The sequence below is a fragment of the Burkholderia cepacia complex sp. TUM26381 genome (assembly GCF_057439935.1).
In genome coordinates this window covers 865,508-885,472 of record NZ_CM172007.1, presented here as the reverse complement: position 1 = coordinate 885,472, position 19,965 = coordinate 865,508, and the positions used below count along the sequence as shown (strand labels likewise).

At 68.1% G+C, this 19,965-nt stretch carries 21 protein-coding genes; 8 read left to right on the top strand and 13 right to left on the bottom strand.

The window, feature by feature from the left end:
* Positions 1–66: 66 nt before the first annotated feature.
* Complete coding sequence (locus tag ACWMMN_RS20735; RefSeq protein WP_486423877.1) at positions 67–1,137, bottom strand: NAD(P)H-dependent flavin oxidoreductase; 1,071 nt, start codon at positions 1,135–1,137, stop codon at positions 67–69.
* 85 nt (positions 1,138–1,222) lie between these two features.
* Entirely contained in the window at positions 1,223–2,185 is a 963-nt protein-coding gene (gene ftrA / locus ACWMMN_RS20730; RefSeq protein WP_059239588.1) for a transcriptional regulator FtrA, read from the bottom strand.
* Positions 2,186–2,299: 114 nt separating this feature from the next.
* On the opposite strand from ftrA, the gene ACWMMN_RS20725 reads away from it, so the two are divergent.
* Both ACWMMN_RS20725 and ACWMMN_RS20720 read left to right on the top strand, forming a co-directional pair.
* On the top strand, positions 2,300–2,719 hold the full coding sequence (locus ACWMMN_RS20725; protein WP_059239586.1) for a rhodanese-like domain-containing protein: 420 nt from the start codon (positions 2,300–2,302) through the stop codon (positions 2,717–2,719).
* Positions 2,720–2,809: 90 nt separating this feature from the next.
* Positions 2,810–3,136: a superinfection immunity protein gene (locus tag ACWMMN_RS20720; RefSeq protein WP_059239584.1), complete on the top strand. Its 327-nt coding sequence runs from the start codon at positions 2,810–2,812 to the stop codon at positions 3,134–3,136.
* A 15-nt stretch (positions 3,137–3,151) separates the two neighbouring features.
* On the opposite strand, the gene ACWMMN_RS20715 is transcribed toward ACWMMN_RS20720, so the two are convergent.
* From ACWMMN_RS20715 to ACWMMN_RS20685, 7 genes are all read right to left on the bottom strand, one after another.
* Complete coding sequence (locus ACWMMN_RS20715; RefSeq protein ID WP_486423876.1) at positions 3,152–4,312, bottom strand: cytochrome P450; 1,161 nt, start codon at positions 4,310–4,312, stop codon at positions 3,152–3,154.
* Between the two features lie 101 nt (positions 4,313–4,413).
* On the bottom strand, positions 4,414–4,680 hold the full coding sequence (locus tag ACWMMN_RS20710; protein WP_174992436.1) for a YodC family protein: 267 nt from the start codon (positions 4,678–4,680) through the stop codon (positions 4,414–4,416).
* A gap of 336 nt (positions 4,681–5,016) precedes the next feature.
* The gene (locus ACWMMN_RS20705; RefSeq protein WP_059239578.1) at positions 5,017–5,877 is read right to left on the bottom strand and encodes an isocitrate lyase/PEP mutase family protein; all 861 of its coding nucleotides are present in this window, start codon (positions 5,875–5,877) and stop codon (positions 5,017–5,019) included.
* Positions 5,878–6,033: 156 nt separating this feature from the next.
* Positions 6,034–7,701 (bottom strand): ankyrin repeat domain-containing protein, encoded by a 1,668-nt coding sequence (locus ACWMMN_RS20700; protein ID WP_342705271.1) that lies wholly within the window; start codon positions 7,699–7,701, stop codon positions 6,034–6,036.
* A 185-nt stretch (positions 7,702–7,886) separates the two neighbouring features.
* On the bottom strand, positions 7,887–8,312 hold the full coding sequence (locus ACWMMN_RS20695) for a GNAT family N-acetyltransferase (protein ID WP_486423875.1): 426 nt from the start codon (positions 8,310–8,312) through the stop codon (positions 7,887–7,889).
* A gap of 47 nt (positions 8,313–8,359) precedes the next feature.
* Entirely contained in the window at positions 8,360–9,220 is an 861-nt protein-coding gene (locus ACWMMN_RS20690; RefSeq protein ID WP_059239572.1) for a MurR/RpiR family transcriptional regulator, read from the bottom strand.
* A 55-nt stretch (positions 9,221–9,275) separates the two neighbouring features.
* A complete protein-coding gene (locus tag ACWMMN_RS20685) occupies positions 9,276–9,629 on the bottom strand; it encodes a YgiW/YdeI family stress tolerance OB fold protein (protein ID WP_059239570.1) in 354 nt (117 codons plus the stop codon).
* Between the two features lie 232 nt (positions 9,630–9,861).
* Here ACWMMN_RS20685 and ACWMMN_RS20680 point away from each other — a divergent pair, with 232 nt between their 5' ends.
* Together ACWMMN_RS20680 and ACWMMN_RS20675 are read left to right on the top strand one after the other, a co-directional pair.
* Positions 9,862–10,524: a response regulator gene (locus ACWMMN_RS20680; protein ID WP_059239568.1), complete on the top strand. Its 663-nt coding sequence runs from the start codon at positions 9,862–9,864 to the stop codon at positions 10,522–10,524.
* A gap of 5 nt (positions 10,525–10,529) precedes the next feature.
* Positions 10,530–11,897 carry a sensor histidine kinase gene (locus tag ACWMMN_RS20675; RefSeq protein WP_264168258.1) on the top strand — a complete coding sequence of 456 codons (1,368 nt, stop codon included), beginning with the start codon at positions 10,530–10,532 and terminating at the stop codon, positions 11,895–11,897.
* 173 nt (positions 11,898–12,070) lie between these two features.
* Here ACWMMN_RS20675 and ACWMMN_RS20670 read toward each other — a convergent pair whose 3' ends face one another.
* Positions 12,071–12,685 (bottom strand): hypothetical protein, encoded by a 615-nt coding sequence (locus tag ACWMMN_RS20670; RefSeq protein ID WP_486423874.1) that lies wholly within the window; start codon positions 12,683–12,685, stop codon positions 12,071–12,073.
* Between the two features lie 65 nt (positions 12,686–12,750).
* On the opposite strand from ACWMMN_RS20670, the gene ACWMMN_RS20665 reads away from it, so the two are divergent.
* The 3 genes from ACWMMN_RS20665 to ACWMMN_RS20655 all read left to right on the top strand — a co-directional run bounded on the left by ACWMMN_RS20665 (position 12,751) and on the right by ACWMMN_RS20655 (position 14,371).
* Positions 12,751–13,197, top strand: a complete 447-nt coding sequence (locus ACWMMN_RS20665; RefSeq protein ID WP_174992535.1) for a MarR family winged helix-turn-helix transcriptional regulator — start codon at positions 12,751–12,753, stop codon at positions 13,195–13,197.
* 37 nt (positions 13,198–13,234) lie between these two features.
* Positions 13,235–13,603 (top strand): antibiotic biosynthesis monooxygenase family protein, encoded by a 369-nt coding sequence (locus ACWMMN_RS20660; RefSeq protein WP_059239560.1) that lies wholly within the window; start codon positions 13,235–13,237, stop codon positions 13,601–13,603.
* Between the two features lie 567 nt (positions 13,604–14,170).
* Positions 14,171–14,371, top strand: coding sequence for a DUF805 domain-containing protein (locus ACWMMN_RS20655; protein WP_059239558.1), 201 nt, complete (start codon positions 14,171–14,173; stop codon positions 14,369–14,371).
* Positions 14,372–14,844: 473 nt separating this feature from the next.
* Here ACWMMN_RS20655 and blaPEN-bcc read toward each other — a convergent pair whose 3' ends face one another.
* Positions 14,845–15,765: a PEN family class A beta-lactamase, Bcc-type gene (blaPEN-bcc, locus tag ACWMMN_RS20650; protein ID WP_340624706.1), complete on the bottom strand. Its 921-nt coding sequence runs from the start codon at positions 15,763–15,765 to the stop codon at positions 14,845–14,847.
* Between the two features lie 128 nt (positions 15,766–15,893).
* Here blaPEN-bcc and penR point away from each other — a divergent pair, with 128 nt between their 5' ends.
* Positions 15,894–16,784 carry a beta-lactamase transcriptional regulator PenR gene (penR, locus tag ACWMMN_RS20645; protein ID WP_059239554.1) on the top strand — a complete coding sequence of 297 codons (891 nt, stop codon included), beginning with the start codon at positions 15,894–15,896 and terminating at the stop codon, positions 16,782–16,784.
* 506 nt (positions 16,785–17,290) lie between these two features.
* Here penR and ACWMMN_RS20640 read toward each other — a convergent pair.
* On the bottom strand, positions 17,291–17,542 hold the full coding sequence (locus ACWMMN_RS20640) for a hypothetical protein (protein ID WP_034180596.1): 252 nt from the start codon (positions 17,540–17,542) through the stop codon (positions 17,291–17,293).
* Positions 17,543–17,638: 96 nt separating this feature from the next.
* Positions 17,639–19,867, bottom strand: a complete 2,229-nt coding sequence (locus tag ACWMMN_RS20635) for an amylo-alpha-1,6-glucosidase (protein ID WP_340624705.1) — start codon at positions 19,865–19,867, stop codon at positions 17,639–17,641.
* Between the last annotated feature and the right edge of the window lie 98 nt (positions 19,868–19,965).

The window sequence follows — 19,965 nt, the reverse complement described above, 5'->3', positions numbered from 1 at the left end:
GGATCGGGCTGACGAAAACCCAGATCATACGCCGATGCTCCCCCGCCGGCGCCCCCTCCTGGCCGTTCAGACGACCTTCGGGAACGCGTCGCGCAGCCCTGCGGCGCAGGCCAGCGCATCGTCCCACAACCGCCGCGTCAGTTCGCCGGCATCCGCTTCGCACGCGAGCGCCGCGGCCTCGCCCGACCACAGCAGCGAGAAATCGTCACGCCCCTGCCGCTCGAACGCGCCGCGCAGCGGATCGACCGCGGCCGTCGCGAGCGGGAACGCAGGCGCGAGCGCACTCATCGGTCCCTGCTCGCGCATGAAACGCGTCAGCAGCCCGCGCGCGGGGCGGCCCGTGTACAGGTTGGTCATGCGCGTGCCGTCGTCGCGTGCGGCGCGCACGGCCGCACGATGCTGCGCCGAGCGGCCGGCCTGCGGCGTCAGCAGGTAGCCGGTGCCGATCTGCACCGCGCGCGCACCGAGCGCGAACGCGGCCGCGATGCCGCGCCCGTCGGCGATCGCACCGGCTGCGATCACCGGCACGCGCACCGCATCGACGATCTGCGGCAGCAACGCGAACAGGCCGGGTTGCGCGTGGATATCGTCGGTCAGGAACATGCCGCGATGGCCGCCCGCCTCCGCGCCCTGCGCAACGATCGCGTCGACGCCGCGCGCATCGAGCCAGCGCGCTTCCTCGACGGTTGTTGCAGACGAAACCACGCAGGCCCCCGTGCGGCGCACGCGATCGAGCAGCGTGTCATCCGGCAACCCGAAATGGAAGCTCACGACGGCCGGGCGCAATTCCTCGACGACCGCGCACATCGCATCGTCGAACGGTGCGCGGCCGGGGCCGCCCTTCACGCCGGCCGGATCAACTCCCGCTTCCGCGTAGTAGCCGGCGAGCGCTGCGCGCCAGCGTGCGTCGACCTCCGCATCGGGCGCGGGCGGTGTGTGGCAGAAGAAGTTCACGTTGAACGGCGCGGGTGTGCGCGCGCGGATCGCCGCGATCTCGTCGCGCAACTGCTGCGGGCCGAGCGCCGCACAGGCGAGCGAGCCGAGCCCGCCGGCTTCGCACACGGCAATCGCGAGCGGGCTCAGCGAGCCGACCATCGGAGCCTGGATAAGCGGCAAACGGGAAGGCAGTGTGGTCATCGGAATCCCTGTTCGGAATGCGTGGCCATCGCCACGTTGGTTGTCCTTGCCGTCGTCGCGCACCAACCGCTCCGTCCGGTGCGCGCTAGCTTCCGCCGCGATCCATCCCGCGCCGGTATGCGGCCGGGCTGGTCGCCGCGATACGCCGGAAATGCCGGCGCAACGATTCCTCCGAGCCGAACCCCGCGCGCGCCGCGACCTGAGCGAGCGGCAGCGCGGGCTGCGCCTCGAGCATGTCCTTCGCGACGTTCACGCGCTCGCGGATCAGCCACGTGAGCGGCGACATCCCCGTCGCATCCGCGAACTGCCGCTGTAGCGTGCGCGTGCTCATCGCCGCCCGCGCGGCGAGCGACGCCAGCGTATGCGGCTCGGCCGCATGCGCGCGCATCCAGTCGATCAGCTTCGCGAGCCGGTCGGTGCCGCCCGGTGCGACCGGGCGCGGCACGAATTGCGCCTGGCCGCCGTCGCGATGCGGCGGCAGCACGAGGCGCTGCGCGACACGGTTCGCGATCGCGCCGCCGTGGTCGCGGCGCACCAGATGCAGCAGCATGTCGAGCCCCGCCGCCGAGCCGGCCGACGTAATGATCTGCCCTTCGTCGACGTAAAGCGCATCGGGATTCACGCGCAGCGCCGGATAGCGCGCCTGCAGACGTTCCGCGTAACGCCAGTGGGTCGTCACGGTGAGGCCGTCGAGCACGCCGGCCGCCGCGAGCACGAACACGCCCGAACAGATCGAGCAGAGCCGCGCGCCGCGCCGATGCGCGGCCCGCAGTTTCTTCAGCAACGGTTCGGGTGGCAGTTCGTCCGGATCGCGCCAGCCGGGAATCACGATGGTGTCCGCGCGATCGAGCGTCGCGAGCCGATACGGCGCGGCGACCGTGATACCGCCCGCCGCGCGCACCGGCCCCGGCTCGCTCGCGCATACCGCGAAGCGATACCAGTCGACGCCGAGTTCCGGGCGCTCGAGCGCGAACAATTCGACCACGCAGCCGAATTCGAACGTGCAGAGGCGATCGTAGGCGAGCGCAACGACGAGATGATTGTGCATGGCGCAATGTTACCGGAACTTGTCGATCACGCCACTGCCGCGAAACGGGCCGAACCGCGATACTGCCCTTCATCCCGGCGCGTTCCGCGCCCCTTCGACCCGGAGAACCTGCCCATGTCCTACGTCACCGACGTGCCCGCCGCCGACAGCCCCGCCGCCCTCGCGCATTTCGAGGCGTCGCTGCGCTTCGAGACCGATTGCTGGGACGTGCACGATGCGCTCGCATCGGGCGCACCCGATTTCGTGCTGCTCGACGTGCGCGGTCCCGAGCCGTTCGCCGCCGGCCACGTGCCCGGCGCACGCAACCTGCCGCGCCGCAAGATCATCGAGAGCAAGCTCGCCGGTTACCCGGCCGGCACGCTGTTCGTCGTGTACTGCGCGGGCCCGCACTGCAACGGCGCCGCGCGCGCGGCGATCCAGCTCGCGCGCCTCGGCCGCCCGGTCAAGCTGATGATCGGCGGCGTGACGGGCTGGCTCGACGAAGGTTTCGCGCTGAGCAACGAAGTCCAGCCGGCAGACGCCGAAGCCGGCTGATCGTCTTTAAAAACGCAACAATCAATTGCCTGCACACGAACGGAAAAAGCGCGACAATCAGCCTCATTGCAGTTCGGACGGAGCAGCACCATGCATGATGAAGTCCTGATTCAAGTGGCCGGTTCAGTCGCCGCGATCGCGATCTATTTTCTGCCGGCCGTCATTGCCGACAGGCGCGGCCGGCACGACAAGCTGACGATCGCGATGTTCAACGCGTTGTTCGCATGGACCGGCATCGGCTGGCTGATGACGCTGTACTGGGCGTGCCAGCCGAACCCGCGCACCGACGTCGCGCAGACGATCCTCGCCAAGCGCCGCGGCATCAGCATGCGGACCTTCTCGACTGGCCTCGTCGAACGCGTGCAACGCCGCGTCGCCGCCCAGGAGCAATGGGCGGAAAAGCAAGGCTGCCGTTAAGCCCCTCTTTTCCCTTTACCGTGCTGCGCCGAACTTCGGCACCCTGACGTTGGTCGACGCGCGGTAATTCCAGTCGAGTCGGTCGCGCGGCGGCCAGCCGCCCGCACGCAACCACGCCCCGAACGCCCCCGCCGTCACCGCCTGCGCGATCCGCTCGCCCGGGCAGCCATGCGGCCCCGTGCCGAAGCCGAAATTCGGCCCCGCCGTGCGGCCGGGCATCAGCCGGTGCGGGTCGCGATACACAGCCGGGTCGCGGTTCGCCGCGGCGAGCACGACGAGGATCGCGTCGCCGGCTTCGACATGCACGCCTTCGATCGTCGTGTGGGCCGCGACGAAGCGGCGCGTGTTCTGCACCGGCGAATCGAAACGCCCGACTTCGGCAACGAACGCGTCGAGCGCGGCGGCGTCCGGCGCCATGCCCGCTTCCCCGTGCCAGGCGACCAGCGCATTGCCGAGCCATGCGGCCGTCGCCTCGCACGTCTGCGACAGCAAACCGACCAGATTCGCGACCAGCGCGCCGCTCGCCTGCCAGCCAGACGCGCGCGCTGCCTGTTGCACCGCAGCGACCAGCGTGCCGTCATGGGCGTGCGACTGCGCAACGCGCGCCGTCATCCGGTCGAGCAGTTGCCGCGCACCGTCGCTCGCGCGGGCCAGCGCCGCGGCATCCGACAACGGTGACAGCGCGGCGACGAAGTCGACCACCTGCGCCGCGATCTCGTCGAGCTGCGTTTCGTCGAAGCCGAGCAGATCGGCGACCGCGCACACCGGCACCGTCATGCACCACCCGTTCAGCGCGTCGGCGTCGCCCACCGCCGGCAACCGCCGCGCGGCAAGCTGCCCGGCGCGATCGCGCAGCGCCTCCGTGTCGACCGGCGCGAACGCCGCGCGCAACGCCTGCTTCGGCACGTCGTGCCGCGACGCGCCATCGTTCATGCGCACCAGCTCGCCGAACAGCGCGCCGGCCGTCGTGCCACGCAACGCGGGCGGCACCGGCGCGTCCAGCGGGCGCACCCGGCAGGCCGGATGGCTGAGCACGGCCGTCACGGCCGCCGCGCGGCTCGCGACCCACAGGCCGAGCGTGGCATCGAATGCGAGCGGCGGCCCGTCGACGAGCGTCGCATAGTAGGGATAGGGATCGCGGTGCGTGACCGCGGCAATGGGATCGGTCGGGTTCATGCGTTCAGTATCGGCGCAGTGCGCCGCCGCATGTTTCGGGGTTGCATGAAATGTCGCTGCACGGGCGCCGCCCGTCGCGGCATCGCAACGACAGCCCGATGTCAGGCAGCCGAGCGGTAGCGGTGCGACTGCATGCGCAGCCGGACGCGCCCGGCCGAAATCGCACGCGGTTCGGGCACCACCGTGTCGTGATGGAACATTTCCTGCCGGAACTCGCCGCTTTCGTCGAACCACTGGCAGATCAACCAGTCGCCGTCGTCGAACACGACCGGCCCCGCATAGGTGACGGTCATGCGGGGCCCGCCGGTTTTCAGCGTTACGACATCGCCGACGCGAAACCCGACGCGGTGATTTTCTCGAATCGTCATCGCTCTCTCAGCTTTTTATATATTGATATTCCCGGCAGTCCATCGACCGGTCATTACAACGTGCCGCAGATTATCAATCAAAAAAACAGCCGGCAACTCCCGCGTACATAAATGCTTTGAACGGAAACTGGCAACAATGCGCCGGATTGGCACGCATCGCGTCCCGCCGGCCGCCAGATCCGGCGCGGGTTACGTGCCGGCAGCGGTCGAGCGGGCGGAATGCGGAGAATAAACGATGATTTTCACGCCGTCATCGACGATTAATTCGGACGTGAAATCGGTTGATTATTGTCAATCAACGTTTCGACTGGAAACGATCCCACTTTTTATTAGGGATCATTCGCCGAACAAAACCGGCGAATTATCGGGGGCGGCAAACCAGCGGTTGATATCGCGCCCCGGCACGGCCGCCTGCGTAAATGTAAACGTGCCGTCGCGCATCATCTCCGTCGCAGCGCGCAGGAACGCCCCGAGTGCGGCCCGCGCCAGTGCACCGCCGACGCTGACGCGCTTCACGCCGAGCGCCGCCAGTTCATCGAGGCTCAGCAACCCGCCCTGCAAGCCCATGACGACATTGACGGGCGCGCCGACCGCCCGCGTCACCGCCGCGATTTCGGCGGCGTCGGTGATGCCCGGCGCATACAGCACGTCGGCGCCGGCGTCGCGATAGGCGACGAGCCGCGCGATCGTGTCGTCGAGGTCGCGGCGGCCGTGCAGGTAGTTTTCGCAGCGCGCGGTCAGCGTGAACGGAAACGGCAGCGCCCTCGCCGCTTCGACGGCCGCCGCGATGCGCTCGACCGACGCGTCGCGCGCATAGATCGGCGTATCGGCACGGCCCGTCGCATCCTCGATCGAGCCGCCGACCGCGCCGGCCTCGGCCGCCAGCCGGATCGTTTCGGCCACCGTGCCGGGCGCATCGCCGAAACCGTTCTCGAGATCGGCGCTCACGGGCAGGCCGCCCGCGGCGACGAGATCGGCGATGTGGTCGAGCATCGCGTCGCGGTCGATCGCGTTGTCAGGCTGCCCTTTCGAAAATGCATAGCCGGCGCTCGTGGTGGCGAGCGCCTCGAAGCCGGCCATCGCCAGCAGGCGCGCGGTGCCGGCGTCCCACGGGTTCGGGATGATGAAGGCGCCGGGGCGCGTGTGCAGCGCGCGGAAAGCTTCGGCGTGGCGGGCTTGCTGGTCAAAACGGGTCATCGCGGACTCCCGGAAGGTGTTGACGGGTGAGCTTACGCCGGTCGTGCGCGCGACGTTTCAGCGACCGCCGAAATGTCGTCGCACGACACGAAAAACCGGTGACGGTACGGGTGAGCGGACCGGCGCCGGGTTCGCCCAAGGCCCGCCCGCCCGCTTTCAGGTCAAGGCAGGCTGCGTGCCGTCGATGCCGAGCAGCACGTCGGTGACGGCCTCCGAGAACCGCATCGCGCGGCCGTCGATCAGCACGCCATCCGGATTCGACAGGTCGCGCGCCGCTTGCGGCACGCCGTGCGCGATCAGCACGCGCGCGCACGCTTCCCAGTCGGGATCGCCGACGCCTTCCGGTTCGTTGACGGACGCCCAGGACAACGTGCCGAGCGCGTCGCTGCCGAACCCGTGCATGTCGCGCCAGTTGGCACCGTGCGCGAGCAGGAACGCCAGCAGGTCGGCATCGCCGCGGAACACCGCGTGATTCAGCGCGCTCGCGTCCCAGTCGCCGCCACGCGCAGCGACCGGCCAGCCCAGCTCGACCATGACCTTCACCGCGTCGCGCGAGCCCCATGCGGCGGCGTCGGGCAACTGGCGCAACCGGTCTTCGGTCAGCGCGCCAGGCAGTTCGGGATGCTGCGCCTGGATGCGCCGCGCGCCGGACGCGTCGGCACGCGCGCAGGCCGCCACGAACGCATCGTCCGCGCCGAGTACCTCTTGCGCGCCGGCCGCGCGCAACAGCGCCGCGACCTCCGACAATCCGGCCTGCATCGCAAGCCGGTACGCACTGACGCCGGCCGCGGTCCGCGCAGCGGGATCAGCGCCGGCCGCCAGCAGCGCGGCGACATGGCGTGCCGGGCAACGCACGGCGATCGCGCGCAACAAAGGCGCGCCCCACATCTTCGTCGGCCCTTCTCCGGCCGGCTCGTTCGGGTCGCCGCCATGCGCGAGCAGCAGTTCGAGCGCGGCGGCGTCCGGCACGTCGAGTGCCCGCCGCAGCGCATTCGTTCCGTCCACCCGTGCGCCGTGCTCGAGCAGCACGCGCGTACACGCCGGATTCTCCACCGAGTGATACAGCGATTCGCCGTCGTTCGGATCGGCGCCAGCCGCCAGCAGCATCGCGGTGAGCGCCGGATCGCGATTGACGCCGGCCGCGCCATACAGCGCCGACAGCGGCCCCGACTCGTCGGGCTCGGCAAGCGAGGCGGGCGGAAAACGGTTGCCGATCCGCTGGTTCGGATCGGCGCCGGCATCGAGCAGATGACGCGCGCATGCGCGCAGCCTGACGGCGAACGCGGGAATCTGCCCGAGCCGCGAATGCGTGACGGCGACGAGCGGCGGCAGCTTCAGCGGACCGCCGGCACGCGCGATCCAGCCGGGATCGGCGGCCTGTGCCGCCCTCATCGCGTCGAGATCGCCCGCCGCGCACGCGATGGCCGGGTCGGCCGAAACGAGATCGGGATGATCGATTAGCCATTGCGCGGCGACGTGCGGCCGGGGGGCGTCGAAGCCGCCGGTCACGTCGGCACCGTAGGCGAGGTCGAGCCAGCGCCGGATCAGCAGCGACCGCGGTTGCCGCGCGAGCGACTGCATTTCGACGAACGCGCCGAGATCGGCCCACGACGCAAAGCCGTACTCGCGCGCGATGCAGGACTGCGCGTCGTGCAGGCGGAGCCCGAGCGCCCGCGTTTCATCGTGCGTGCGGTTCGCGGCGGCGGGGAGAGACTGGACAAAACGCGCGACGGCACCGGCGTCGCCCTGCCGGTACAGGCGCAACAATGCCTTGGCCTGCTTTTTCAGATGATCGGGATGGGCCCCGGGAGGCAGCTTTTTCATGCGGATCCTCGTGCATGGATGGCCGAAGGTCCGCAATACCGCCAGCACAAAGGATGGGGAAAGACTGGATTTGCTGCGACAGGTGGGTTCAACCCTTTCCGCGGACCCGGAAGCGACCTGCATCGCTGCCCGGTATCGTAGGCGACGGCCGGCCGCATCGTCAACCGCGCCGCCGGCGCCGCCGCTCAACCCGCGAGTTTCTTCGTCAGGAAAATGCGTGTGTGCCCGACCGGATAATCCGGCAGCTCGCCGAAACGGACATAGCCGCGTTTCTCATAGAACGGCCGCGCCTGGAAGTCGAACGTGTCGAGCCACGCGCTGTGGCAACCGCGCGCGACGGCCTCCGCTTCGGCGAGATCCATGATGCGCGTGCCGGCGCCCTGGCCGCGCGCGGCTTCGGGCACCACGAGCAGGTCGACATGCAGCCAGCCGAACGCCGTGCCGCCCCACAGGCCGCCGACCACCGCGCCCGACTCGTCGGTCACGACCACGGCCAGCGGCCGGAACTTGGCCGGGCCGGCCTGGCTTTCGTTGAATCGGACGAGCGGCGCGACGATCTGCTTGCGCACGTCCGCGGCGCCCGCATCGGTCACTTCGTAGATGAACGTCATCGGTCGGGTCGGGTTGAATCGTGAACAGGCGTGACGTGCCGCGCACGTCAAACGACGTACGCGCCCTTCGCGTGCAGCTCCGCTTCGGTACGCTCGAGCGCCGCGATCGCGTCGCTGCCTTCGAGCGCCAGCAACTGCGCGACCAGCGCCTCGGCCATCGCATGCGCGGCCACCAGCGACGGGAAGAACGACGGGCTGTCGTGCGTGAAGATCAGTTGCGCGTCCGCGTGCAGCGCGATCGGCGACACGGCGCTGTCGGTGATCGCGACGATCTTGCTTCCCTGCGCCTTCGCGGCCTGCGCGACGCGCGTCGCTTCGGCCGAATACGGCGCGAAACTGACGATCACGGTCACGCTCTGCTTCGCGATCGTCCGCAGTTCCATTTCGAGCGAACCGGCGACGCCGTTGAGCAGCGACACGGTCGGACGGAACAGCCGGTAGCCGTAGACGAAACCGAACGCGACCGGATAGCACGAGCGAAACCCCGCCACGTGCACATGCGATGCCTTGCGGATCAGTTTGGCCGCATCCGCGAGCGCGTGCTCGTTCTGCGCGGCGGTCGCCGACAGGTTGTGCTGCTGCGCGGCGAGCAGGTCGTGTGCGAGCGATGCCTTCGCATCGGGCCGCACGAGCGACCGCGCACGCTGCGTGAGCGGCTCGGGACGCGTGCGCACGCGCGCGACGCACAGGTCGCGCAGCTCGTTCCAGCCGGGGAAGCCGAATTGCTGCGCGAGCCGCACGAGCGATGCAGGCTGCACCTGCGCGCGCTGCGCGACCTTGCGCATCGACGATGTAGCGACTTCGTCGGGATGATCGAGCAGGAAAGCGGCGCCCGCCTGGAACTGCGGGCTCAGCTCTGAAAATTGCGTCCGGATCCGGGACGCGAGTTCGTCGAAATTGGCGGCCATCTTGGTGGGAACGGAAACCGGTCGTTCATGGTATCACCGGCCCCGCACGCACCGGTCAGCGCAGCACTTCGACGTGGTCGGCATCGACCTTCACCCGGCCCGACCATTTCCGCTCGAATTCGCCGGTCACCTTCACTTCGTTCTTGTCGCTGACAGGCTGGCCGGCCGCCCACAGCTTGGCGTCGATCTCGACGCGGATCGTGCCGGTGGCGTCGGCGAACTCGAAATCCTCGCCGCCGATGTGCTTGACGATGCGCCCCTGCAACTGCACGTGCTGGTCGTCCTTGCCGTTGGCGAGCAGCTCCTTGACGGTCGTCGTGGTCAGCGCGGACGGCCCCGTGTATTGCGCGTAGACAGCGGCGGGCAGCGTGGCAAGCGCGACCGCCAGGATTCTGGCCAGGTGTTTCATGATGTCGGTCCTCTTCTTCGATGTGACGCCGCGCCCCGTTGGACGCGACGACGCCAGATTACGGACCGTAAGATTAAGCAAACCTGAAGGGTGCGCCGAGGCGACACGGTGCCGCATTGGACGAGTACTAAAGCCAGCCACGCGCCGCGCGCATTTAAGCTCTGCCTAAGACACGTGCGCTTATCATGGGGACTCCGGGCGCCGCGGCGCCCCGTTGAAGAGACACGAATTCATGCGCGTACTGCTCGTCGAGGACGATCCGCTGATCGGCAGCGGGCTCGAACAGGGCCTCAAACAGGAAGGCTTCGCGGTCGACTGGGTGAAGGACGGCGATGCCGCGTCGCTCGCGCTGCGCTCGACCGGCTACGGCCTGCTGCTGCTCGATCTCGGGCTGCCGAACCGCGACGGCCTGTCGGTGCTCGCCGCGCTGCGCCGCCGCGACGAAACCCTGCCCGCGATCATCATCACCGCGCGCGACGGCGTGCCCGACCGCATCGCAGGCCTCGACAGCGGCGCGGACGACTATCTCGTCAAGCCGTTCGAGCTCGACGAACTGCTCGCCCGCATCCGCGCGGTCAACCGCCGCCATGCGGGCCGCGCGCAGACGACGCTCGCGATCGGCCCGCTGCGGCTCGACCCCGTCAAACACCTCGTCTGGCTCGACGATGACGAAGTGCCGCTGTCGCCGAAGGAATTCGTGCTGCTGCACGAGCTGATGCGCGAGCCCGGCGCGGTGATTTCGCGCGAGCAATTCGAGGAACGGCTGTACAGCTGGGGCGAGGAAATCGAGAGCAACGCGGTGCAGGTGCATATCCACAACCTGCGCAAGAAACTCGGCCACGACATGATCCGCACGGTGCGCGGCGTCGGCTACCGGATCGGTGACGGCACGTGACCCGCATGCAACGCGCGATCGCGCGCTGGCGCAACGCGTCGCTGCGGCGGCGCCTGCTGACGTGGCTGCTGCCGGCCGCGTGCGTGATCGGCCTGGTCGCGAGCGCGGGCACGTACTGGGGCGCACTGCGCGAACTCGACGACCTGCTCGACGACCAGATGCGCAGCATGTCGAAGCAAATCGTCGTCGGCCCGAACGGCGAGCTGTCGTTCAGCGACCACGCCAACGGCAAGCACGGTTTCGAAGCGAGCGACCCCGATGCCGTGCTGCTGCAGGTCTGGCGCAACGGCACGCTGGTGTATTCGACCGACCGCGACTCGAAGCTGCCGCCGCCCGAACAGAAAGGCATCGCGAGCGTCGACGTCGGCGGCCAGCCGTGGCGCACCTATGTGACCGAACGCGGCGGCACGACGATCCGGCTCGCGCAGGCGCGGCATGCTCGGTGGGAAGCCATCGCGGGCATCGCCGTCCACCTGCTGTGGCCGGTGTTCTCGATGCTGCCGCTGCTCGCGATCGGCCTGTGGTTCGGCATCGGCGCGGGGCTGCGGCCGCTGCGCACGATCGCGTCCGGCTTGAAGCGCAGGAATGCGAACAACCTCGAACCGGTCGACGTCGCGTCGATGCCGAACGAGGTCCGCCCGCTCGCGGAAGCGATCAACGACCTGCTCACGCGCCTCGACCGCTCGTTCACGCTGCAACGTCACTTCATCGCCGATGCCGCACACGAGCTGCGCACGCCAATCATGGGATTGTCGATCCAGTCGCAACTGCTGAGGCGCGCGGCGACGGCCGACGAGCGCGAGCACATCCTCGCGCAGATTCATGCCGGTACGACGCGCCTCGGCCACCTCGCCGAACAGTTGCTGACCCTCGCGCGCCTCGAACCCGATGCGCAGGCGGCCGCCTCCGCATCGGCGCCCGTCGATCTCGCGGCGCTGTGCCGGTCGGTGGTGTCGGACCGCGCGCGCGTCGCCGACGCGCACCGGATCGATCTCGGCGCGATCGTCGCCGCGCCCGTGATGGCTGCCGGCAATGCCGATACGCTGCGCGTGCTGCTGAACAACCTCGTCGACAACGCGATCCGCTATGCGGGCGAAGGCGCGCGCATCGACGTGTCCGCGCGTCTCGACGGCACGACGCCCGTGCTCGAAGTCGCCGACGACGGCCCCGGCATTCCGGAGGCGGAACGCACGGACGTGTGGGAACGCTTCTATCGCGGCGAGGGCGCGCAGGCCGTCACGTCGTCGGGCAGCGGGCTCGGATTGTCGATCGTCAAGCGGATCGCCGAACAGCATCGCGCGACGGTCGCCCTCGGCACGACCCACGGCGGGCACGGGCTGACCGTCACGGTGCGGTTTCCGCTACCGGCCTGATGCGCGCGACAGGCGGCTTTTCCACAGATTATGTTGGCAAGCTTGTGGACAACCGTCCGTTAACGGCACCAAGCCCTTGATCGGAAAGGGTTTGTCGGGCATGCGCGGCAAATGCGCCGGACGGGCGCAGACCGGTACGCGATGCACCGCGGCCGGTCAGCCGCGCGCCCCGCTCAATCGTCGTCAACGATCCGCTCGACCCGCAGGCCGGTCGAGGTTTCGAGAATGCTGGCGTGATGCCGCACCCGGCAATACGGACGTCCTTTCGGATAGTCGTCCGGCATCGGGCGCGTGCGATCCTCGACATGAACGACGACGGTCCCGCCGCCCGGAAAGGCACCGACATGTTCGTCCATGTAATAGAGCTGACCGTTCAACTGGTAATAGCCCTGCCCGAGATACCAGAACGAATCCTTCCCCGTGGCGATCGGCTTGTTGCCGAGATAGATCGCGTCGCCCTTCCTGACGATCGGGAAATACAGCAGGCCGATTTGCGGTTCGATGATCGTGTAGCGATGGGCGCGGATGTCGTCGAGCACCTTGCCGCGGAGTTCGTCACTCATGTAGGTGCTGTCGCCGAAATACTCGGTGTGATGGTAGGGCGGCTGACAGGCATGCGCCATCGTGCCGCACGCCGCCAGCAACGGCACGGCGATCCTCTTCCAGATCGTTCTCACGAATATCTCTCCAGGTTCCTTATTGTCGGCCAGCGACCGGCTGCAGCCGGTGCCATCGGCGCCGGACCGCGTTGCCAGTGTACCGACCCGCCATCGTTCGTCGACACTCACTCCCCAACTTGACAACCAGTTGTCCATTACGTAAAGTAGTTGTCAATTCATGGCGCGAGTTCGATATGACGAAATCCGAGAAGTTGACCGCCGTCGCGCTGTCCGTATTCCGGTTGAACGGATTGCTGATCGAATGGGGCAACGCCTTTTCCGGGCCGCACGGCCTGACCAGCGCGCGCTGGCAGGTGCTGGGCGCGATCTCGCTGGCATCGGAAGCCCCGAACATCCCGCAGATTGCCGATGCGATGGGCATCACGCGGCAAGCGGTGCTGAAGCAGATCAACGTCCTGACCGAAGAAGGGCTGGTGCTGTCGTTACCCAACCCGGCGCACAAGCGCTCCCCTCTGTATGCGCTGACGCCGCGCGGCGACGCGGCCTATCAGGCCGTGGTCGGGCAGTGGCAACAGCATGTCCGCGACATCGCCGGCGACTTCAGCTCGGCCGACCTCGATGCGGCGATTCGCGTGCTGTCGGCGATGTCCAGCGCGCATGACCAGGACGGCCACGCGTAACCACCCGCCAGCCCCCTCTACCCCACCCGGAGTTCCCATGCCCCACTTCAAGCCGATGGATCCGGCCTTTCCGATCCAGCAACAGATCTCGATCGCTGCGGAGCCGGTCGTTCTCGTCAACCTGTTCACGCTGTCGCCCGCCGATGAAGCCGACTTCCTCGCCGTATGGAAAGACGACGCGGAATTCATGAAGCAGCAGCCGGGATTCATTTCGACGCAGCTTCATCGCGCGCTCGGCGACAGCCCGACTTACCTGAACTACGCGATCTGGGAATCGACGGAAGCATTTCGCGCGGCCTTCACGCACCCGGAGTTCGTCGCCAAGCTGTCGGCCTATCCGTCGTCCGCGGTCGCCAGCCCGCATCTGTTCCAGAAAGTCGGCGTCCCCGGAATCTGCACGGCCTGAGTGCGCATGCGACGCGTGGCAGCGCGTGGCATCGGCCGATCGCGAACCCGGACTTCTCCACAGAAAATGTTGGCAAGCTTGTGGATATCCTGCGCACCGCAACGCTAAACCCTTGATCCGATGGACTTTGGCACGCGTGATGCAGACGAAGCCCTGGGCATGGCCGTCGCACACACCGCTTCGCCGCACTTCGCATCACGACGCCACGACGATGCACGCCCGATGCACGCCGCACCCGTCGCACATGGTCCGGCCTCGCATTGCGCGACTTACCCACAGATTGTGTTGGCAAGCTTGTGGATATCCTGCGCAAGCATGCGCTAAGTCGTTGATCGGCCTACGGTTCATGCCGCGCGTCACCATTTCGGCAATGCGCGGTGCGCCGGTGCGCGGACACGGACGATCCGGCGCAATCGCAACGCGCTGCCGATGCCTTGACGCCCGTGCACGTCACGCAGCAAGATCATGCGAGCCGCACGCGGCCGCGCATCGCCGGCTTCGCGCGTCGGCGCCACGGGCCGGCCGTTCCGCCGGCACCGCATTACGACACTCACTCCGAGGAAGGCCATGGAACACTTCACCGCGTGGCAGTTGCTCGTCTCGCTCGTGCTCGTCGCCATCGTCGTCTATCCGTACGTCCGCATCGTCCGGCGCACCGGGCATTCGGGCTGGTGGATCCTGGCGATGTTCGTCCCGGTCCTGAACTTCGTGATGTTGTGGGTGTTCGCGTTCGCGCGCTGGCCTGCCGTCGACGATCGGCAGCCCTGAGCGCTACCGTTGCGGCGGCACCCAGGCTTGTCCACAGATTGTGTTGGCAAGCATGTGGATAGTCTGCGCATACCGCGGCCAAGCGCTTGATCCGAAAGGCTTTGTCCGTGCTGCTTCGAATGCGGCACGCGGCCGGCAAAGCGCCGGTTGCATGCCGCTCCGTCGCGTGACGCGGCGATCGCCGCGACGGTTCGCCCGCTTGTCCACAGATTGTGTTGGCAAGCATGTGGATAGCCTGCGCATACCGCGGCCAAGCGCTTGATCCGAAAGACTTTGCCCGTGCTGCTTCAAATGCGGCACGACGGTGCGCGCCGCGCCGGACGCGGCCGCTCGCAGGCTTGTCCACAATTTTTGTTGGCAAGCATGTGGATATCCTGAGCATGCGTGACCTAAGTCGTTGATCGCACAACGTTTGATCACGCGGATCACGACTGCGGCACGGCGTGCCTGCGGCGCCCGCCGCGCCGCCATGCTCAACCGAACGTCTGCACCACGATGCGCGCGACCGACGCGATCACGTCGTCCTTCGCACGCGCATCGGCTTGCGACTGCGTGTAGTACACGACCAGCACGATCGGCGCGCGCGACGCCGGCCAGATGACGCCCGCATCGTTCGTCGTCCCGTAGTCGCCGGTACCGGTCTTGTCGCCCACCGCCCACCCGGCCGGCACACCTGCGCGAATCCGCTTGTCGCCGACCTTGTTGCCGCGCAGCCATGTGACGAGTTGCGCACGCTGCGCGGCCGGTAGCGCCTCGCCGAGCGTCAGCATGCGCATGCTCGTGGCCATCGCGGCGGGCGTCGTCGTGTCGCGCGGGTCGCCCGGCAACGCGGTGTTCAGTTCGGTCTCCCATCGATCGAGGCGGAACGTGTCGTCGCCGATCGAGCGCGCGTACGCGGTCACCGCCGACGGGCCGCCGATCAGCTTCATCAGCAGGTTCGCGGCCGAGTTGTCGCTGTACTGGATCGTCGCCTCGCACAGCGCGGCGACCGTCATGCCCGCGCCGACATGCTTCTCCGACACCGGCGAATAGTTGACGAGGTCGGCCCTGGTGTACGTGACGCGCTGTTGCAGCAGGCCCGGGCGATCGACGCTCTGCGCGAGCACCGCCGCGCTCAGCATCGCCTTGAACGTGCTGCAGAACGGGAAGCGCTCGCCCGAACGATGTTCGATGACGCGGCCGCTCGCGGTATCGATCGCACAGACGCCGAGGCGGCCGCCCGCGTTGCGTTCGAGATCGGCAAACGCCGCCACGGCGGCAGCCGCATCCGCCGCTGCCGGATGGGCCGCACCCGGCGCCGCGCCCTGCGGCGACACGCAAGCGGTGACGGTAAGGACGAGCGGCGCCGTCGCGGCGGCCAGCAACAGGGTTCGACGTTTCGATGAGTAGGTCATGTCGGTTGTCTCGTGGTGGAATGGAGGCGAATCGATGTTGAAAACGGCCGGCCGCCGAGACAGCACTATCGTGACTTTACGGTTGCCTGACAAGCAACGATAATTGAGCGCTGACGAAAGAAATTCTTATGACGAAGCTCCGCCCTCATCTTCCGCTCAATGCCCTGCGCGCCTTCGAATCGTCGGCGCGCCACCTGAACTTCACGCGCGCCGGCCTCGAACTCAGCGTGACCCAGGCCGCGGTCAGCCAGCAGGTGCGCTCGCTCGAGGAACGGCTCGGCTGTACGCTGTTCACCCGGCTGCCGCGCGGTCTCGGGCTCACCGACGAAGGGCGCGCGCTGCTGCCGGTGCTGAGCGATGCGTTCAGCCGCATCGAGACGGTGCTCAAGCAGTTCGACGGCGGGCGCTTCCGCGAGGTGCTGACGCTGGGAGTCGTCGGCACCTTTGCCATAGGCTGGCTAATGCCGCGGCTGAAGCAGTTCGGCGACACGCACCCGTTCGTCGAGCTTCGGCTGCGGACCAACAACAACGTCGTCGACCTCGCGGCCGAAGGCCTCGACTTCGCGATCCGCTTCGGCGAAGGCAATTGGCCGGCGACGCGCAACGAACGGTTGCTCGATGCACCGCTCACCGCGCTGTGCGCGCCGGAGATCGCGCGGCGCCTCGCACAGCCGGCCGATCTCGCGAACGAAACGCTGCTGCGCTCGTACCGCACTGACGAATGGCTCGGCTGGTTCGACGCCGCGCAACTCGAGCCGTGGGCGGTCAACGGGCCGGTATTCGATTCGTCCCGGCTGATGGTCGAGGCCGCGATGCAGGGCGCGGGTGTCGCGCTCGCGCCGGCCTGCATGTTCGCGCGCGAACTGCAGCTCGGCCTGCTCGCGCGTCCGCTCGACATCGACGTGCGCACCGGCGGCTACTGGCTCACGTCGCTGAAATCGAAACCGCTGACGCCCGCGATGGCACTCTTTCGCGACTGGATCGTGACCGAAGCGGCCGGCGCAGCGCCGATCGAGTAACGCGATCGCGCTTGTCCACAGAAAGTGTTGGCAAGGATGTGGATATCCTGGGTACCCGGGACCTAAGCCCTTGATCGCGCACGAATTAGCGCGCCGATCCAGACATCGGGCAGCCTTGGTGCACGGGCTTCGCGCGCCGGCCCCATTCAGGCCCGATCCTCAACCAATGCGACGCAATCGATTGCGAGTTGTCCACAGATTTTGTTGGCAAGCCTGTGGATATCCTTCAGATCGGACGCGTAACATCTTGATACACAAGGGGATTCGGTATACGGACCTTGACCGGTCAACGGTGTGGCACCCGAACGGCTTTCGAACCGTGCACCGGGCCCCCACCGCACGCTGACCGAAGGCCGGCAGGTTCTCCACAGATTGTGTTGGCAAGCTTGTGGATATCCTGCGCACCAGCCGCCTAACTCATTGAGCGCACGGGGTTTTGTGCTTCATCTGCAGAATCGGGCAGCGCCGGTGCGGCCCGTGCGGCCGACACCGGCGCCAGCCGGACATCAATGCCGGTCGAGCCCGCCGCGCAATTCGCTCGCCTTGTCGCGCAGCGCTTCGTAACCCGAACGCGCATGCTCGGGCAGGTCGGGATCGCCGATCAGTGCGCCGAGCGTTTCGATCAGGCTGAACAGGATGCCCTTCGCCGCGCCGACCGCAATGCTCTGCGATTCGATCGACTTGTGCAGGTGGTCGACCGCCGCTTCCAGATTCTCGAGCTTCTGCTCGCCGTCGTCGGGCCGGTTGTCGGTCGTCATCGTCTACCTCCGCCATCGTTCAAGGGTCATGTCACGATTCTATGCCGCTGCGCGCGAACGTGGCGCGACATCGCGCAACGTTCGCGCAGCACGGCGCTACAGCACCGCGACCACCTTCACGCGGCCCGGCTGCTCCGCCGCCGCGACGACCTGGCCGTCGACGCGGCGGAACGTCAGCGACACGGTTTCGTCGCCAACGCGCAGCGCATCGATCCGCAGCCAGTCGACGCCTTCCGGCAACGCCGGACGCTCGACGCGCACCTCGTGGCGCGACGCGTCGATGCTCACGCCGAGACACGCCTGCAACATCATGAACGGCGCGCCGGCCGCCCACGCCTGCGGCAGGCAGGCCACCGGGTAAGCGGTCGGCGGTTCGCCGCGCCGGCGCGGGAACCCGCAGAACAGTTCCGGCAAACGCATCTCGAAGCTCACCGCCGCCTCGAACAGCGCCCGCAGCAGGTTCACCGCGGCCGTCTTGTCGCCGTAGCGCGCCAGGCCGCGCGCGATGAGCGCATTGTCGTGCGGCCACACCGAGCCGTTGTGATAGGCCATCGGGTTGAAGCGCGGCTGGCCGGCCGCAAGCGTGCGGATACCCCACCCCGTCTGGAACAGCGCGGAGCCCAGCACGCCGGCGACGGCCGCGCCGCGTTCGGCGTCGGGCAGCCCGAACGCGAGCAGGTGGCCCGCGTTCGACGCGAACACGCGGCACAGGTCGCCATGCCCGTCGAGCGCGATCCCGTAGAAATCGCCTTCCGGCATCCAGAACAGCGCGTCGACCTGGTCGCGCAGCGTCTTCGCACGCAGCGCGTAGCGCGTCGCGTCGGCTGCGTGGCCGCGCCGGTGCGAACATACCGACATCGCGTCGAGCGCCGCGCACGCATAGGCCTGCACTTCGACGAGCGCGATCGGCCCGTCGGGGAAACGGCCGTCCGCATGGAACACCGAATCGTGGCTGTCCTTCCAGCCCTGGTTCGCAAGGCCGCGCTCCGACGTGCGCTGGTAATCGAGCAGTCCGTACGGATTGCGGTCGCACTTGTCGATCACCCATTGCGCGGCGCGCTCGAGCGCGGGCCACAGCTCGTCGATCAGCGCATCGTCGCCGGTGCGTTCGACATAGGCGCCCGCGAGCACGATGAACAGCGGAGTCGTATCGACGCCGCCGTAGTACAGCGCGAACGGCACCTCGCCCGTCGCGGCCATCTCGCTGCGGCGGAACTCGTGCATGATCTTGCCGGGCTCCGCATCGCGGAATGCGGAGGTTTCGCGCGCCTGGTGCTCGGCAAGAAAACGCAGCACGCCGCGCGCAAGCGACGGCTGCAGCCACAGCATCTGCAACGACGTGATCACCGCATCGCGGCCGAATGGCGTCGAGAACCACGGAATGCCCGCATACGGGTATGGCCCCGTGTCGAGCTGCGTCGTGAGCAGCCCGAGATCCGCGAGCGAACGGTCGAGCCATGCGTCGAACAGCGGGTTGCCGGTGTTCACGCGCGCCATCGACTCGCGCCGCGCACGCATCTCGCGATGCACGCCGACGAGCGCGGTGCGCAGCGCGACGCGGCCGCATCCGGGCCCGGGCCCTTCGCCGTGCGCCGGGCCGAGCGTCGCGTCGACGGTCAGGTAGATCGACACGCACGCCTGCGCGGCGATCGTCAGCGTGTAGTCGGCACGATCGGCCGACAGCGCATCGGGCGCCGGCGAGAAATGCACGGTCACGTTGCGCTCGACACTGTCGAGGCCGTCGTAACGTAGCCGCACCGCGCCTGCATCGACGCGCGGAGCAACGACCGTGCCGCGCGTCGGGCGCTGCGTGCCGCGCACCTCGAACATGTCCTTGAAATCGGCCGCGAACGACAGCGACAGCGGCACCTCGGCTTCGCTCGCCCCGTAGTTCGTCAGCGTCAGCGCTTCGTACAGCACGTCGCCCGCGAGCACGCGCATCCGCTCGATATGGATCACGCCCTCGGGCGTCTCGTGGCCGCCGAGCGGTGGCAGCGGACGGTTCGTCAGGTGTGCGGTGAACGACGCGTTGTCGGCGCTCGTCGCGCCCGACAGCAGGGACGGCGCACGGCCGCCGAACGTCAGGCGCCACTTCGACAGCACGCGCATGTCGTCGACGAACAGGCCGTCGTCATGACCGCCGATGTCGCCGAGGGCATCGCTGACCACGAACGCATCGCCGGATTTCAGCACGTACTGGTTGTTGCGCGCGAGGATCTGCGGATCGGCTTCTGGCGCGATGAAGGCGGGGCCCGACGCGGCGGTCGGGGCAGCAGGCGCGACTTGCGGCGCCTGCGTCGTGGCGGCTTCGGCGTGATTCGGCATCGATGCTCCTGTGTCGAGGCGCAACGCGCGGCGCGCGTCGCGTATTTCGCACAGGATAGGCCAGAACGGGGGACGTGCGCAGCGACGAAAAAGACGCG